The organism is Gardnerella sp. DNF00109, from assembly GCF_049262845.1.
Lineage (GTDB): Bacteria > Actinomycetota > Actinomycetes > Actinomycetales > Bifidobacteriaceae > Bifidobacterium > Bifidobacterium vaginale.
The window spans coordinates 821288-835622 of the sequence record NZ_CP058406.1 but is presented as its reverse complement, the minus strand read 5'-3'; the positions used below and the strand labels follow the sequence as shown (position 1 = coordinate 835622).

General features: G+C 37.7%; 16 protein-coding genes and 1 pseudogene. 8 read left to right on the top strand and 9 right to left on the bottom strand.

Annotated elements, in window-relative coordinates; all coding sequences use genetic code 11:
* The first annotated feature begins 16 nt into the window (after window positions 1-16).
* Genes HXT20_RS03230 through HXT20_RS03205 form a run of 6 tightly spaced genes read left to right on the top strand, consistent with a single transcriptional unit; the run spans window position 17 to window position 6994 of the window.
* A complete protein-coding gene (locus HXT20_RS03230; RefSeq protein WP_016827934.1) occupies window positions 17-730 on the top strand; it encodes a TetR/AcrR family transcriptional regulator in 714 nt (237 codons plus the stop codon).
* Window positions 727-2472: an ABC transporter ATP-binding protein gene (locus HXT20_RS03225; RefSeq protein WP_422114453.1), complete on the top strand. Its 1746-nt coding sequence runs from the start codon at window positions 727-729 to the stop codon at window positions 2470-2472. Before HXT20_RS03230 ends, HXT20_RS03225 begins: the two co-directional genes overlap by 4 nt.
* Window positions 2465-4222, top strand: a complete 1758-nt coding sequence (locus HXT20_RS03220) for an ABC transporter ATP-binding protein (protein WP_101887806.1) — start codon at window positions 2465-2467, stop codon at window positions 4220-4222. Before HXT20_RS03225 ends, HXT20_RS03220 begins: the two co-directional genes overlap by 8 nt.
* A 47-nt stretch (window positions 4223-4269) precedes the next feature.
* Window positions 4270-4854: an MptD family putative ECF transporter S component gene (locus HXT20_RS03215; protein WP_004120520.1), complete on the top strand. Its 585-nt coding sequence runs from the start codon at window positions 4270-4272 to the stop codon at window positions 4852-4854.
* The gene (locus tag HXT20_RS03210; protein WP_101887807.1) at window positions 4854-5588 is read left to right on the top strand and encodes an energy-coupling factor transporter transmembrane component T; all 735 of its coding nucleotides are present in this window, start codon (window positions 4854-4856) and stop codon (window positions 5586-5588) included. Before HXT20_RS03215 ends, HXT20_RS03210 begins: the two co-directional genes overlap by 1 nt.
* On the top strand, window positions 5585-6994 hold the full coding sequence (locus HXT20_RS03205) for an ABC transporter ATP-binding protein (protein ID WP_101887808.1): 1410 nt from the start codon (window positions 5585-5587) through the stop codon (window positions 6992-6994). The genes HXT20_RS03210 and HXT20_RS03205 overlap by 4 nt, the downstream gene beginning before the upstream one ends.
* A gap of 408 nt (window positions 6995-7402) precedes the next feature.
* Here HXT20_RS03205 and HXT20_RS03200 read toward each other — a convergent pair whose 3' ends face one another.
* Both HXT20_RS03200 and HXT20_RS03195 read right to left on the bottom strand, forming a co-directional pair.
* Window positions 7403-7894, bottom strand: coding sequence for an NUDIX hydrolase (locus HXT20_RS03200; protein ID WP_004120512.1), 492 nt, complete (start codon window positions 7892-7894; stop codon window positions 7403-7405).
* Between the two features lie 46 nt (window positions 7895-7940).
* Window positions 7941-8279 (bottom strand): hypothetical protein, encoded by a 339-nt coding sequence (locus HXT20_RS03195; protein ID WP_004573940.1) that lies wholly within the window; start codon window positions 8277-8279, stop codon window positions 7941-7943.
* 129 nt (window positions 8280-8408) lie between these two features.
* On the opposite strand from HXT20_RS03195, the gene HXT20_RS03190 reads away from it, so the two are divergent.
* On the top strand, window positions 8409-9212 hold the full coding sequence (locus HXT20_RS03190) for a sulfite exporter TauE/SafE family protein (RefSeq protein WP_019261274.1): 804 nt from the start codon (window positions 8409-8411) through the stop codon (window positions 9210-9212).
* Between the two features lie 621 nt (window positions 9213-9833).
* On the opposite strand, the gene HXT20_RS03185 is transcribed toward HXT20_RS03190, so the two are convergent.
* Window positions 9834-10445 carry a CadD family cadmium resistance transporter gene (locus tag HXT20_RS03185; RefSeq protein WP_004120505.1) on the bottom strand — a complete coding sequence of 204 codons (612 nt, stop codon included), beginning with the start codon at window positions 10443-10445 and terminating at the stop codon, window positions 9834-9836.
* Between the two features lie 127 nt (window positions 10446-10572).
* Between HXT20_RS03185 and HXT20_RS03180 the strand changes: the two are divergent.
* A pseudogene (locus HXT20_RS03180) lies at window positions 10573-10683 on the top strand (conjugal transfer protein TraG); the annotation flags it as partial.
* Window positions 10684-10794: 111 nt separating this feature from the next.
* On the opposite strand, the gene HXT20_RS03175 reads toward HXT20_RS03180, so the two are convergent.
* The 6 genes from HXT20_RS03175 to HXT20_RS03150 form a co-directional block, all read right to left on the bottom strand.
* The gene (locus HXT20_RS03175; RefSeq protein ID WP_004111719.1) at window positions 10795-11265 is read right to left on the bottom strand and encodes a GNAT family N-acetyltransferase; all 471 of its coding nucleotides are present in this window, start codon (window positions 11263-11265) and stop codon (window positions 10795-10797) included.
* A gap of 623 nt (window positions 11266-11888) precedes the next feature.
* Complete coding sequence (locus tag HXT20_RS03170; protein ID WP_422114461.1) at window positions 11889-12092, bottom strand: integrase; 204 nt, start codon at window positions 12090-12092, stop codon at window positions 11889-11891.
* 132 nt (window positions 12093-12224) lie between these two features.
* The gene (locus HXT20_RS03165; protein WP_004111725.1) at window positions 12225-12809 is read right to left on the bottom strand and encodes a DUF7010 family protein; all 585 of its coding nucleotides are present in this window, start codon (window positions 12807-12809) and stop codon (window positions 12225-12227) included.
* Between the two features lie 26 nt (window positions 12810-12835).
* The gene (locus HXT20_RS03160) at window positions 12836-12898 is read right to left on the bottom strand and encodes a hypothetical protein (RefSeq protein ID WP_232500492.1); all 63 of its coding nucleotides are present in this window, start codon (window positions 12896-12898) and stop codon (window positions 12836-12838) included.
* Between the two features lie 66 nt (window positions 12899-12964).
* Complete coding sequence (locus HXT20_RS03155) at window positions 12965-13399, bottom strand: cytidine deaminase family protein (protein ID WP_004111727.1); 435 nt, start codon at window positions 13397-13399, stop codon at window positions 12965-12967.
* Between the two features lie 122 nt (window positions 13400-13521).
* On the bottom strand, window positions 13522-14325 hold the full coding sequence (locus HXT20_RS03150) for a KilA-N domain-containing protein (protein ID WP_004111730.1): 804 nt from the start codon (window positions 14323-14325) through the stop codon (window positions 13522-13524).
* Window positions 14326-14335 lie beyond the last annotated feature (10 nt).

Here is a 14335-nt window from a genome sequence, read left to right as displayed (position 1 = left end):
GTGTGAGGTGAATTGCATGGCTCGTAATAAGCGGCTTAGTTTTAATGAACGCAAGCAAGCAATAAAGCATGCTGCTATACGTATTTTTGTCAAACAAGGCTTTGAGAACACAACCATGGAAGACCTGGTAAAAGAAACAGGCTTATCAAAGGGTGGGTTTTATCACTACTACAAGAATACAACCGACATACTCCACGACATCATGCTCGACGGCATCGCATACCGCAACACCATCATGATGAAATCTATAGAGGATGGCAAGCAATGGAGCATTGATCTTCTTGCTGATGAAATGGCCAGAAAAGCAGTTGATAGCAATGCGCTTATGCCCGTCTACGTGGAACTTTTGTTGGCTAAGAAGAGAAACCCCCAGCTTGAACAGGTATATAGACAGCTTGAACACACTGCTTTTGATACGTTTAGGGCACATAACATCGATGCAGAAACGCTTTCTGTTAAGCCTTCGAATTTTGAACTTATGGCGTTTTTTGTAAACGCGATCATTCTTTCTGCGCATGTGCTCAACGAACACAAACTTGTACAAGATAATCAGGCGCTTATTAAGCAGCTGCTCTTGAATATTTTGAAACAGGACACCGCTCAATCCAGTCACGAGGGCAACAGCCGCGGCGCTACTCGCTCCAGCGACGAGGGAAACAATCAGTTAGGCAGCATACAAGAGTCTGTTCAAGCATCTTCAACTTCTTTACCAGCAAAGGAGCTCTCATGAACACATACCGCAAACTGTTTGCCTATATTCCACAGTTTAAGGGTTTAGCTATTGGAGCAGTACTCGTTTCAGCTTTGTCAGCTCTACTAACTACTTGCGGATATTATGCGATACATTGTTTTTTGCATGCGCTTATTATTGACGAAAACTTGCCTGTCGCTCAAAATTTTGCATTCGTCATTGCACTGCTTTTACTTACCGGCAGTTTATGTCTTGGCGCGTCGGGTCTTATGGCTCATTACGTGGGATTCAATTTAGAAAATGTTTTGCGCAAACGCGGTGTTGAAGGCTTAAATCGTGCAAGTTTTACATTCTTTGACACACATTCATCTGGAACTATTCGCAAAACTATTGACGACAATGCAGCGCTCACTCACACGATTGTCGCACACATGATTCCTGACGCTACGCGCGCAATCCTTATGCCATTTTTCATAATTGCATTCAGCTTTTGCATAAGCTGGCGCGTAGGTTTATGCATTCTAATACTTACTATTGTCGGTAGCGCTATTATGGCTAGCATGATGGGCGGCAAGCAATTCATGAAAATGTACCATGACGCACTCGATAATCTATCTGCCGAAACAGTCGAATATATTCGTGGCATTTCTGTTATCAAAATCTTTGGCGTTTCAGTAAGTTCCATGAAAAAGCTATCCAAACTTATTCACAATTATTCAACATATGCTTACCAATATTCAAAGCATTGCAAAGCAGGATACGTTGTGTATGAATGCCTTTTCTTTGGTATTATTGCAATACTTACACTGCCGCTGGTATTTTTTATTGACGATTTGGGCAGTCCCAAACGTTTGGCTCTCGATTTAATTATGACGTTTTTCGTATCGGGATTAATGTTTGCAGCATTTATGCGCGTTATGTACATTGGCATGTACTCGTTCCAGGGTAATCATGCGGTTGATTCGCTTGAGAAGCTTTATGCGCAAATGTCGAAAGAAGAAATACATTTTGGCAATGAAGATCATTTTGCAAATCACAACATTGAGTTTCGTAACGTTTCGTTCTCGTATGACAAAAAAGAAGTTTTGAAAAATCTGTCCTTCAATTTAGCAGAAAATAAGATATATGCTCTAGTAGGAAAATCTGGATCAGGTAAATCTACAATTGCTAAACTGATGTGCGCATATTACAACATAAGTTCTGGAGAAATTTTAATTGGCAATAAACCTCTTAACACATATTCTCAAGAAGCGCTCATGCAAGAAATTTCCTTTGTTTTTCAAGATTCTAAGTTGTTTAGTGACACACTATATAACAATGTTAGCTGCGTAAAACATGACGCAAGCCACGAGGAAGTAATGTCTGCGATTTCTGCAGCAGGACTTGATTCGGTATTAGATAAATTAGATAAGCGAGAAAATACCATAATTGGAACAAAAGGCGTGTATCTTTCAGGTGGAGAAACTCAACGCGTTGCGATTGCTCGTGCCATTTTAAAAAATTCTCCCATCGTAATTATGGACGAAGCGTCTGCTTCTATTGACGCAGACAACGAGCATGAGTTACAAAAAGCATTTAAACGTTTAATGCGTGGTAAAACGGTCATTATGATTGCACATCGTCTGACGTCCATTACGGGTGTGGATGAGATTTTGCTTGTTGACCACGGACACATTGTTGAGCGCGGTTCACATGCTCAGCTTATGGCGCAAAATGGCCAATATACACATTTGTACACAATTTACACCCAAGCTAATGAGTGGAGGGTTGTTAATGATTAAGTTTTTAAAAAATACGTTTGCTCTTACCGATCAAGGTGTACGAGGCGCTTTTAAATCGGGTGTACTTAGTTTTTTGGTATTTGTTATCAATATGGTTCCTTCAATGCTGCTGCTATTGTTGGTAGATCATCTGTTACTACGCCATGTACATAGTACAGCCATCTATCTTGTGTGTTCTATTGTGACCTTGGTGGTAATGGCAGTGCTATTGAGTTTTGAATACGAAGCACAATATAACGAAACATATAAAGAAGCAGCTCATTTGCGTCTTAATATTGCAGAGAAACTTTCGCGACTAGAAATGTCTTACTTCGCAAAACACGATCTTACCGATCTCTCTCAAAGTATTATGGCAGACGTAGCGTCACTTGAGCATGCAGAAAGTCACGCAGTTCCGAAACTGCTCGCGTTTTGTTTATTCTTACCATTTCTTTCTGTATTAATGTTCATAGGGAACTGGAAAATGGCGATTTGTGCCGTTGGCCCTACGCTTCTTTCGTTTTTGCTGATTGTAGTATCAAAGCGCTATGTACGTGCGCAGCACAACAAACATTACCTGCGATTACGCGAAAATTCTCAAGCGTTTCAAGATCGTATTGAGCTGTCCAAGGAAATTGCGGCGTTTAATCTTGCAGAACGTATAAAAACAAAGCTTTATGCCAAGCTTGATGACACGCTCCGCGTCCAGTGGGAAAGCGAACGCAACGCTGGGTTCTTGCTGATATTTGCCGATATTTTCTCGCATTTTTCGTTGGCATTCACGATTATCGGTGGCATTTTTCTTATGCAAACTGGCGAAATTTCTGTGCTATATCTGCTAGGCTACGTTCTTGCTGCCATGAAGCTCAAAGAATTTGTGGACTCGAATATGGAATTCCTTATGGAAGTTTTCTATATCAATTCGGCTGTGAAGCGTATTCGTGAAATTCGCGACGCAAAGGTATTAGATGTGCAGCCGGAAGCTGCTACAGACGTACACACTACAGATAAACGCGCTACTCAATTTGCTAATTTTGATATAGAGATAAACAAGCTCAGCTTTTCTTACGATGACGCTACTCCTGTGCTAAACGACGTAAGTTTTACTGTGCCGCATGGAACAGTTTGCGCACTTGTTGGGCAGTCAGGCTGCGGAAAAACAACTCTGCTTCGACTTATAGCGCGTCTGTACGATTTTAATTCTGGTAGCATTCGTATTGACGGCGTAGATATACGGAAAGTTTCTACTGAAAACCTGTACCGAAATATATCTATCGTTTTTCAAGATGTTACTCTCTTCAACACAAGCATTTTGGAAAATATTCGTATAGGTCGAGAAGATGCTACAGACGAAGAAGTGAAACATGCAGCTCAGCTTGCGCATTGCGACTTTATTGACGCACTCCCAGATGGGATCAACACCATTATCGGCGAAAACGGTCAGCAGCTTTCTGGAGGCGAGCGTCAGCGTATATCAATAGCGCGCGCATTTTTGAAAAACTCACCAATTCTTATTCTTGATGAAATTGCTTCAAGTTTAGACGTTGACAACGAGATTAAAATTCAACAGTCACTTACCGAATTGGTAAAAAATAAGACTGTGATTATTATTTCTCACCGCATGAAGTCAATTGAAAATGTTGATCGAATAGTTGTGTTAAAAGATGGTCACGTTGAAGCATGCGGTACACATGCCGAGCTTATCCAGATAAGCCCTACTTATCAAAATCTTATTGATAAAACGTGTGCAGCAGAGGAGTTTTCGTATTAGTTTGAGCGCGTGTAGAACGCGCATGATAGAAAAAGGAGGAATTTGTTATGGAACGCGCAACTAAATTAAGTGGTCATGACCTGATAAACATTGGTATATTTGGAGCCATTTATTTTGTTATTGTATGTGTAATATCAATGCTTGGGATAGTACCCGTCTTTTTGCCGCTCCTTGCGGTATTAATGCCAATTATAGGCGGTATTCCTTTTATGCTCTTTTTGACCAAAGTTAAAAAGCCAGGAATGATTTTTATCATGGCAATCATGATGGGTCTATTGATGGTGCTCACAGGCATGGGAATGTGGTCGTTGTTAACAAGTGCGATTGCTGGTTTGATTGCAGAAATTGTGTTCAAAAGTGGCAACTATGCCAGTGCTAAAAAAGCTGTTTTGACATATGGATTTTTTAGCCTGTGGATGTATGGCAACTATATGTCACTGTTTCTTGATCGCGAACAATATTTTGCACAACGTGCAAGCTTTGGTAAAGCTTATGCCGAGGCTGTTGCTCAGCTCCTACCAAATTGGATGGCGTTCGTTCTGCTAATTGTATGCTTTATCTGCGGTATTTTAGGCGGACTGTTTGGTCAAAAAGTTTTGAAAAAACATTTTGAAAAAGCTGGTCTTGTTTAATGGCATATTCATCTCTAGCAGCGCAAAAGAACAAACGCAGTTTTCTAGATCCACGCGTAAAAATCGTCCTTGTTTTGCTATTAGCAATATTCGTAATGGGCGGCGTGTGTGGCGCACGCATGAAAGATATAAGTTTTGTATTATCTATCATTCCTTTTGTGCTGCTTTTGATAGAACAACAATGGAAAAAATTTTGGCATGCAAGTATCATGCTCATAATAGGTTATGGCTGTCTTTTGGTGATACCATATTTGCCTAGTATGATAAAACCTATCGCTTTAATGTGCGGATATATTCTTACGCGCTTTGTAGCAACAGTTGCAATGGGCAATTATGTTATAGCTACAACTTCGGTGAGTGAATTTATTGCAGCAATGGAAAAAATACATATGCCACGAGCCATTATTGTGCCAATGTCAGTTATGTTTAGAATGTTTCCAACGATTGCAACAGAATGGAAATCAATTTGTCGCGCTATGAATATGCGTGAAATTCATATAGGAGCAGTTGGTATTGGAAAAATATTAGAGTACCAATTAATTCCTATGATTAGTTCGGGTGTACGTATTGGCGAAGAACTATCGGCAGCAGCGTTAATTCGAGGATTAGGCTACCCTATCAAGCGAACTAATATTTGCCAAATTGGTTTTCGAATACAAGATTGGTTTTTATTACTCATTTCTTTGTCGGTCATATGTTTTTGGTTGTTGTGTAGCTTAGGAGTAAGCGTATGATCGAATTTAGGCATGTTTATTTCCATTATGGAACTGAAGATGACCATCATACAAGTGAATTAAATGATATTAACTTGCGCATAGAAGATGGCGAATTAATTTTGATAACCGGACCTTCGGGTTGTGGCAAAACAACGCTGTTACGTCTTATAAATGGTTTAATTCCACGCTTCTATCAAGGAAATGTAAAAGGCGATATACTATTAAACGGTCGATCTTTTAAAAATAATGAATTATATGATTTAGCACATGTTGTAGGCACGGTTTTTCAAAATCCTAAGTCACAATTTTATAATGTTGATACAACGAGTGAACTAGCGTTTGCGTGTGAAAATCAAGGACTACCAAAATCTGATATTTATCAGCGTATTGATACAACAGTTGCTGATTTGCACATGGAAAATTTGATGGATCGCAATATTTTTCATCTATCTGATGGCGAAAAGCAAAAAATAGCTTGTGCGTCAATTGAAGTAGCAGGATTAAACATAATTTTGTTAGATGAACCTTCAGCAAATTTAGATTACGACTCAACGTTGATGCTTAAAAAGTTGATTTTGCATTGGAAAAAACAAGGAAGAACAATTGTTGTAGCTGAGCATCGAATAGCTTATCTTTGGGATATTATGGATCGCCTAGTGGTTATGCAACAAGGTGAGATCGTTAAAGATATTAAATCCGAACAAAAAGATGCTCTTAACGACATAGATGCGCAAAAAATGGGACTGAGAACACGACTTATGGTATCACCCATACAAATTAATAAAATGCCATCTGTCACACAAGACGATCAGATAATCGCATTAAAAAATTTCAACTTTGCGTATCATGGCGTAAAGAAGAAAATAGTCAATATTAAATCGCTTGCTATTGCGCGTAATCAAATTACAGCAATTGTAGGAAAAAATGGAGCTGGCAAAACCAGTTTTCTCAATTGTTTTTGCGGTTTAGAAAAAAACTGCAAAGGTATTTTTAAATACGAGGATCGCGTTTTAAGTAATCGAGCACGTAAAAAATTATGTTTTATGGTGATGCAAAATACAGGCAACCAGCTGTTTACAGAAAGCGTTTTAGATGAAGTTTTAATTAGTTTGCCTAAGCGCAGCAAAAATAAGAACGATGTTGCGATGAATATATTACGACAATTTGATTTGGACTTTTTGGCACACCGTCATCCGCAGAGTCTATCGGGTGGGCAAAAACAGCGATTAGCAATTGCATGCGCGCTGGCAACAGGTAGAGAAATTCTAGCGTTAGACGAGCCGACGAGCGGATTAGACTATGCGCATATGCAAGAACTAGCACAGCTACTATCAAAACTTAAGTCAATGAATACAACAATTGTTGTAGTAACTCACGATAGTGAACTCATACATGCATGTTGCACAAGATTGATTCATATGTAAAGTTAGCTCTCGAAATGCATAGAATTTATTTATCTTGAACCACATACTATGACCTCCCCAAAAGGGAGTATGAATAAATATAAACGCAAATGAACTCGTTTCTTTTCCGAAGCAAATCAAAATTGTTCTAAAGTTGCGCGCCTTGTTGACACATACGATTCAACTATTATTTCATCATACTGTGCATGAATCGTGCTTAATTAACATTTCCGACTTCACAGCCTGGGTGCAAAGTGGCGAATCGACTTGCATGAGCGATTAAAACATAATTCGCGAATGCACTTCGATTCGCTGAGCTTGCTCAAAGTTGAAAGCACACTGTGCTTTCAACACAAGCGAAGCACGTTAACATCATGTGCACTCAACCCCAGAGCGTTGATATCTTCCCTCAAACAGCCAAACTTGAATTTATATATCTACTGTTTTAATAAGTTTGATTGCCCTTGATGATACTAACTCGTCTTGGCTCATTTCCAAAAGGCTCTTTTCATCTACCCACTTATAATTAACCGTTTCTCCTTTTTGAAGAGCAATTGCATTTTTCTTACAATCGGTTACGCATAGATATTCAACATAAAGAGAGTGGTAAACATCCTGCACAAATCTTCCGATCTCCATAATTTTTGAAGCTTCAATACCTGTTTCTTCTTTTAATTCTCTTACTGCACATTCTAATGGTGTTTCATATTGCAATGCAGAACCACCTGCTGTCAACTCCCACATTCCACCGAATTTCTTTTCAAAATCTCTTTGCATAATAAGGTAAGTCCCATCTATATGTTTAACAATTACTTCGCCCACCAAATGATACATGCCGTCAGGAATTGGTTCTCCTCTCACTAATGTAATATTCTTTAATTTATTAAATTCTTTATCATACGCATCCCAAATCTCAGCCATAAAACCCTCCATAAGGCCTGATTGTCAATTTCATTAAATATGAATTTTATCTTTCTCCAGTGGATACAAAGCCATTGTTCACTTCTACATAAAGCTTACCAATCTCAATATCCGTGATGAGCACTTGATTAGAATCAGATTCAACCTCACAAACTTCCACATCATGTGGCAAACTCACAACAATTTCAGGCATACCCTGAGTAAACCACCTCAGCCAATTCGAAGCTGAAACTTTTTTAGTTTGAATAAGCCTTATAACATTTTGCGCTTCCTCAACCCTCAATATATCTTGTTCACAGTTAACAAAGCTCACACCAAAGGTATCAGCACGTTTCACCGTTAAACGAACATCTTTCGTCTCTGCGATAAACTTCTTATTATCCATTACTTACGTTAATTAGATAAATAAATACATAAATTACAATTGAACTAGTATAGAAACATTCTATTTTTCATATAACATAGTAAAAGTAGTGAATAAATTACGAGGAGGTAATTTGTGAAGAAAAGATATATGTTGAGAAATATTTTTAAAACCAAATATAATTTCCATAATATTGTTTTAATCGTTTTCATTGGACTATTAGCAGGTTTCTTATCAGGATTGTTCGGTGTAGGTGGAGGAATGGTGATAGTTCCTGCATTAACTGTTTTTATGAAATTTGATCAGCGTCATGCTACTGCTACTTCTCTTGTTGCCATAATTATAACGTCGCTTTGTGGAAGCATTGTTTACGGTTTAGACGGCAAAGTGTCATTTTTATCAGCATTTTTTCTAATAATAGGTTCAGTTTTCGGATCACAAATTGGGGTATATTTTTCACATATTTTGCCTAAAAAAATATTTCCTTGGTGTTTTACACTTTTTGTATTACTAGTTATATGTTCTAGTCAAGTTTGGATTCCGTTAAGAAATGTAGATTTTAATGTTAGTTTTTTAAAAGCTATATGTCTTATATTTATAGGCGTTTTTTCTGGTATTTTTTCAGGTATTTTAGGCGTTGGTGGCGGAGGAATTATAGTGCCATGCGTGCAACTTTTGCTCGGCATGGGAGACCTTATGGCAAGAGGAACTGCTTTGCTTGTCACGCTTCCTACAGCTATAAGTGGTAGTATTGCTAATGCTCGTTACCATTATACTCATTTTACTGAAGGAATTATTATCGGTATTTTTGCGACATTTACTGTAAACTTAGGCGCAATAACTGCGCGCAGTATTTCACCTTTTATATGCAATATATTGTTTTGTATTTTTTTGTTCAGTGCATGCTTACGAATGATATTAAAAACAGGTATTTTAGCTAAGAATAAGCGTTAAATATGTAAAGTCTTTGACTTTTATTTATTTAAAAAAATAGTTTTGAATATAAAAAGTGGGGCTTAGATTTAAGCCCCACGATATAGGAGAACGTTATAAAGTGACTTTTTACAATTATGCCATTTGAGTAACATCTCTTTTTGCTTGTATAAATTTTATTATCATGTTTTTTGCGTGATAAATAATTACGCAAACTATACTGTATATCCTCACTTCACAGGGTGGGTGCAAAGTGGCGAATCGACCTGCATGAGCGATTAAAACATAATTCGCGAATGCACTTCGATTCGCTGAGCTTGCTCAAAGTTGAAAGCACAGTGTGCTTTCAACGCACGCGAAGTACGTTAACATCCTGTGCACTCGACCCTAGAGCGTAGACATGTTCCCTCATACAGCCAAACTGCGCTCAAAAACCACACCAAGCCAGCCTAAAGCCGCCACACGCTAAACCTTTTAACGATAGCACTCACAAACCCCTGCTACACAAGGACTAAAATGCACCCACCTAATCAGCCTCCTGCATCTGATAGCACAATCAAGCGCCGTGACGGTGGGAAGCACCACTTATTTTCTCGTTTGAGTTTGAACATAAAAATAGCAGATAAAGGGAAGGAAATGAATTTACACAACTTTTAGGACTTGACCTATGAAATAATTAATAGTTCCATTTTCAATCAATATATAGAGACCGAGTCCAATAAACACGACAGGTACAATTACTTTTTCATACTTTTCCACAGTCTCTCCGATAGCAGAAATTGAGGCGAGATTTTGAGATAATTTGCATAGAATCAAAATCCCTAAGGCAAATATTACTAAACTTATACTAATCTCAATCAAACTCTTTCCTGTAAAATAGGGGATATAAATTCCTAAATTATCTCCACCCATTGCCACTGTTAAACTTGTAAATGCTAAGATTTTTGATCCATCTCCGGTAATTTTCCCCTCGATATCTTCTTCATCAATATCTTCATCCACAAAAATTGCTCTTATACCAAGACCTAGCGGAATTAGACCAAGGAGTCCGATAATCCAATCTTGTGGAATAAAATTTAAAAAGTAAGCGGCAATAAGACTAGCCAGTACAAGCAGTCCTGTACCTAAATACTGCCCTACATAAATTGATTTCAAACCTTTCTTTCCTTGACTAGCGAATAAAATAGTCAAAACAACTAAGTAGTCAATGGATGTAGAAACAAAAACTAATAAAGCGGATACTATTGTTTCCATTATTTCTCCTTTCAAAATGTTAAATTTTTTAGACAGGGGGGTACAAAGTGGGTGCACTTTTTAACGTTAACATCCTGTGCACCCGACCCTAGAGCGTTGACATCTTCCCTCATACAGCCAAACTGCGCTCTTAGAAGATTATGACAAGAAGAATGTGTTTGATATTGAAGAATATATAAAGAGAAAAGGCAAAGTTAAGCTTAATAGAAATACTGTAATTACAAGATTAAACGAGTAAACACTAGGTATGTCTTATCGACATGTTCGTATGCAGAAACATATCCATGAACCTTTTAACAATTATCTCTGCCTATCGTTAAAAGGTTTCAAGCAAATAAACTTAGAGTTCTCACACTCCTAGATATTTAATATATATTTGACACGGATTCCACTCATCCCATAAAGTTGGAAAACATTCCAATTCTTTATATCCCATCGCGATATAAAAATGATTTGTAATATCATATTCTTTGTAGTGTCCCATCTGAACAGTTTTTACCTGTGAGTATGTGTAACCCATCTTCCTTGCCATAGCTTCGTATGCTTTGTTAAGTACCGAGCCAACTCCCATTCTATGGAATTTCTTTTTTATACCCATCACAAAAATCTCTGCACAATCCTTGCTGGTTGCGTTTAACACAATAAACCCAACAAGTTTATCATTAATATAACAAGCAAGAAAAGGCTTTTCCTGTGAATCTTGAATATATTCTTCTGTACTTTCTGGCATTCCAAACCATTCTTGAAGATCATACAATACTTCTCTCGATACAGATTCCTTTTCTAGTTTATTCTCAATTTCTTTTACTTTTATATTCAATCCAGTCCTCCACAAACTCTAATTTATTCTTGTCATCAATACTAGAGCCTCCGCCGTCGAATCTTTCCAATCGAAGCTTCCTATTCGGTCGCTTCTCTTGGAGATTCTTGACATGAGACCTACCTCTGCTTCGCATCGATTAGCTTTGCTAATCGCGCGATAGCAGGGTTAGAGTTTCAACGTTGATTGACATTCCCCACTTCACAGGGTGGGTGCAAAGTGGGTGCACTTTTTAACGTTAACATCCTGTGCACTCGACCCCATAGCGTCGATATCTTCCCTCATACAGCAAAATCACACTCAAAAACCACAAGAACCCAGCTTAAAGCCGCTTCGCATTAAACCTTTTAACGATAGACCTCGCTAAGCCTTGCTACACAAAGGCAAATTTGCACCCACCTAATCAGCCTTTGACATCAATACGACAGTCTCGACGTGGATTGAGAGAACTCCTAGTATAGCTACACTTTTTTGAGTGCACAGGATGGATAGTGGGTGCACTTTTTAACGATAGGAAAAGCTATCATTAAAAGGTTTAAGACCTGCTTAATAGCTTGATTTTGAGCATAAAAACAGCTTAGAGAGGATTCCCCCTAGGTTGGATTGTGTAACGTTTCAGACGCTTACAGCCTTTTGACTTTTATGATGCTCTTTCTTACCAGCTTCTCGTCATATTCACTAAGCTCGTGACGCTCACTTTTCAGAAAATCTTCCATTTCTCTGATTCGTCTTTTAGCATCTTCTTGACCTGCTTTTTCTATAAGAAGCTGCTGTTTCTTAACTTTCAGTTCATCAATCTCGTTGACAGTTTTCTTATATAGTTTCATCACGTGTTGGATACAATGAAACCTTAGCTTTGAACTCTGAAACTTTAGCCTTGAATTCTGAAACCTTTTTAGGCATCAAAAAAGACGATATTACTACCGCCTTAATTATTTACACATAACGTATTTAGATTTCTATTTCATAGAAACTTGATCCTTGCTAAGCTCTACAAACTGGGATTTGTTGTAGTTATCTCCCATTTTCTTTAATTCCATATGTAATACACAGGCAAATACTATCTCAATGATACATGCCACAACAGCAACCGTTGTGCCGTTTAATGCACATCCTAAAATCAAGGAAATCATCGGAATGGAAATTGCAGCAACCGTATATCCCTTTGATTGATACAACCATGAATAGGGAAATAAATGTGCTCCAAACACCATAGCGTATACCATAATCATCTTTTCCGGAACCGCACTAAACACCCACATAACGATTAATAAATAAATCATTTGATTTAAGGTGAAAATGAAGCCTAATTGTCCAAGTGGATTTTGTTTTGAAAAGATATCCACCTTTATAAGTTTACCAATGAGCCAAGCCAGCGGTAATAATGGGCATGAACAGCAAAATACCAATAAATTTTTCATATTCATATTGATATTTAAAATTGACACAAGTACTATCAGAAGCCATATAATCACCGATGCCATGATAAATGGCAATCCTTTTTTCTGCTGAATTGTAATTTCTTTTCTTAATTCATCCACCATTTTCTCCTCCAGAAATTTAAATTTACCTACACTGCCTTAATCTTATAATTTATTAATTCAATAAATGCTATCACAGTCGCTCCTATCATCGGAAACCCATAGGGACTAAATATGAAACCGAAATGGCAGTGTGGGCGTCTATACAAGCGGGAGGGTCATTTTGCTTTCGCTTCAGCATATCTATCTTTGCCCCACCAATTTGGCATGAGCTCCTTCAATGTGACAGTCTTCCGCTGTTCAAAGTCCTCCATAATCTCCATTTTTTCATTTTCTTCATTCAATTGATAAAAGAACTCTCTACACGCCCCACAAGGCATACCGCTTCCCGCGCCATAAGGTGCCTTGTCGCGGAATGCGATGAAGCGCTTCACCTTCGTCTGTCCGCTATTCACATACATATTAAGAGCGGCTACGCGCTCTGCGCACAAATTAAGAACCCCACTGCAGCTCTCAATGCAGAAACCCGTGAAAATTTCTCCGTTTTCAGCTTCTATTGCACATACAACATGATGTGCGTAAACGAATGGAGAAACTTCCTCCGGATGAAATTGTGTCTTCACCTTTTCATACATTGTATCCCAAATATCCATATATTCCTTTTCTCCTAAAATACCTGAATTTATCGCATAGGCCTTCCTATTTGAATATAGTTTTCTGGTATACGAAACTCTTCTTGAGACACCGCCACTGTTTCCCAATGATACGACGCAGCTTATTGTAATTTTTTAATTGATTCACTTTCAGACAGTATCCTCATTTGTTCAATAGCTATTGCATTTAATTTCTCCAATCTTTCAGATTGACTCATACCTTCATTTATAAATACAGCATTAAGATTCTCAAGATTAGAAAGGCAAACAAGCTGAGATATATCTGCATAATCTCTAATATTGCCTTTTAAATCCGGATTTTCATCACGCCACTCTTTAGCTGTTATTCCAAATAAAGAAACATTAAGAATATCCGCTTCATTTGCATAAATAAAATTGATTTTTTCTTTTGAAAGTTTATCTGGTACAAGTTTGTTCTTAATGGCATTTGTGTGAATTCTATAATTGATTTTTGCCAAATTTCTTTTAATATCCCATCCTAGCTTCTTCTGTTCTTCTTCCTTTAGACGTTCAAATTCTTTGATTAAATATAATTTAAAGTATGGCGATACCCAAGAAGCAAACTCAAACGCTATATCTTTATGAGCATAAGTTCCACCATATCTTCCCGCTCTAGCAACAATACCGACAGAATTGGTTTTCCACACCCATTGCTTAACAGATAATATAAAACGGTTAAGTCCTGCTTCATTTTTAATTCCCTCGAATTCGGTGGAATTAAAATTCGTGTTATACATTTCTTCCCAAATACCTAGAAACTCTATCGTATTCTTATTCCTAAGCCACTTTTCAATCAAAGCAGAACCGTTATCAATATTTCTAACCATATCCGTTAAAGAAATATAATCTCTATTGTCAATGGCAATAATGCTGATTTCTGAACCTTCAACATTTATTTTAGACACGTAATCACCT

Bases quoted from the DNA above. Each gene is read 5' to 3' on its own strand.
- HXT20_RS03230 (WP_016827934.1), top strand. From the start codon at position 17: ATGGCTCGTAATAAGCGGCTTAGTTTTAATGAACGCAAGCAAGCAATA.
- HXT20_RS03225 (WP_422114453.1), top strand. From the start codon at position 727: ATGAACACATACCGCAAACTGTTTGCCTATATTCCACAGTTTAAGGGT.
- HXT20_RS03220 (WP_101887806.1), top strand. From the start codon at position 2,465: ATGATTAAGTTTTTAAAAAATACGTTTGCTCTTACCGATCAAGGTGTA.
- HXT20_RS03215 (WP_004120520.1), top strand. From the start codon at position 4,270: ATGGAACGCGCAACTAAATTAAGTGGTCATGACCTGATAAACATTGGT.
- HXT20_RS03210 (WP_101887807.1), top strand. From the start codon at position 4,854: ATGGCATATTCATCTCTAGCAGCGCAAAAGAACAAACGCAGTTTTCTA.
- HXT20_RS03205 (WP_101887808.1), top strand. From the start codon at position 5,585: ATGATCGAATTTAGGCATGTTTATTTCCATTATGGAACTGAAGATGAC.
- HXT20_RS03200 (WP_004120512.1), bottom strand. From the start codon at position 7,894: ATGGCTGAGATTTGGGATGCGTATGATAAAGAATTTAATAAATTAAAG.
- HXT20_RS03195 (WP_004573940.1), bottom strand. From the start codon at position 8,279: ATGGATAATAAGAAGTTTATCGCAGAGACGAAAGATGTTCGTTTAACG.
- HXT20_RS03190 (WP_019261274.1), top strand. From the start codon at position 8,409: ATGTTGAGAAATATTTTTAAAACCAAATATAATTTCCATAATATTGTT.
- HXT20_RS03185 (WP_004120505.1), bottom strand. From the start codon at position 10,445: ATGGAAACAATAGTATCCGCTTTATTAGTTTTTGTTTCTACATCCATT.
- HXT20_RS03170 (WP_422114461.1), bottom strand. From the start codon at position 12,092: ATGAAACTATATAAGAAAACTGTCAACGAGATTGATGAACTGAAAGTT.
- HXT20_RS03165 (WP_004111725.1), bottom strand. From the start codon at position 12,809: ATGGTGGATGAATTAAGAAAAGAAATTACAATTCAGCAGAAAAAAGGA.
- HXT20_RS03155 (WP_004111727.1), bottom strand. From the start codon at position 13,399: ATGGATATTTGGGATACAATGTATGAAAAGGTGAAGACACAATTTCAT.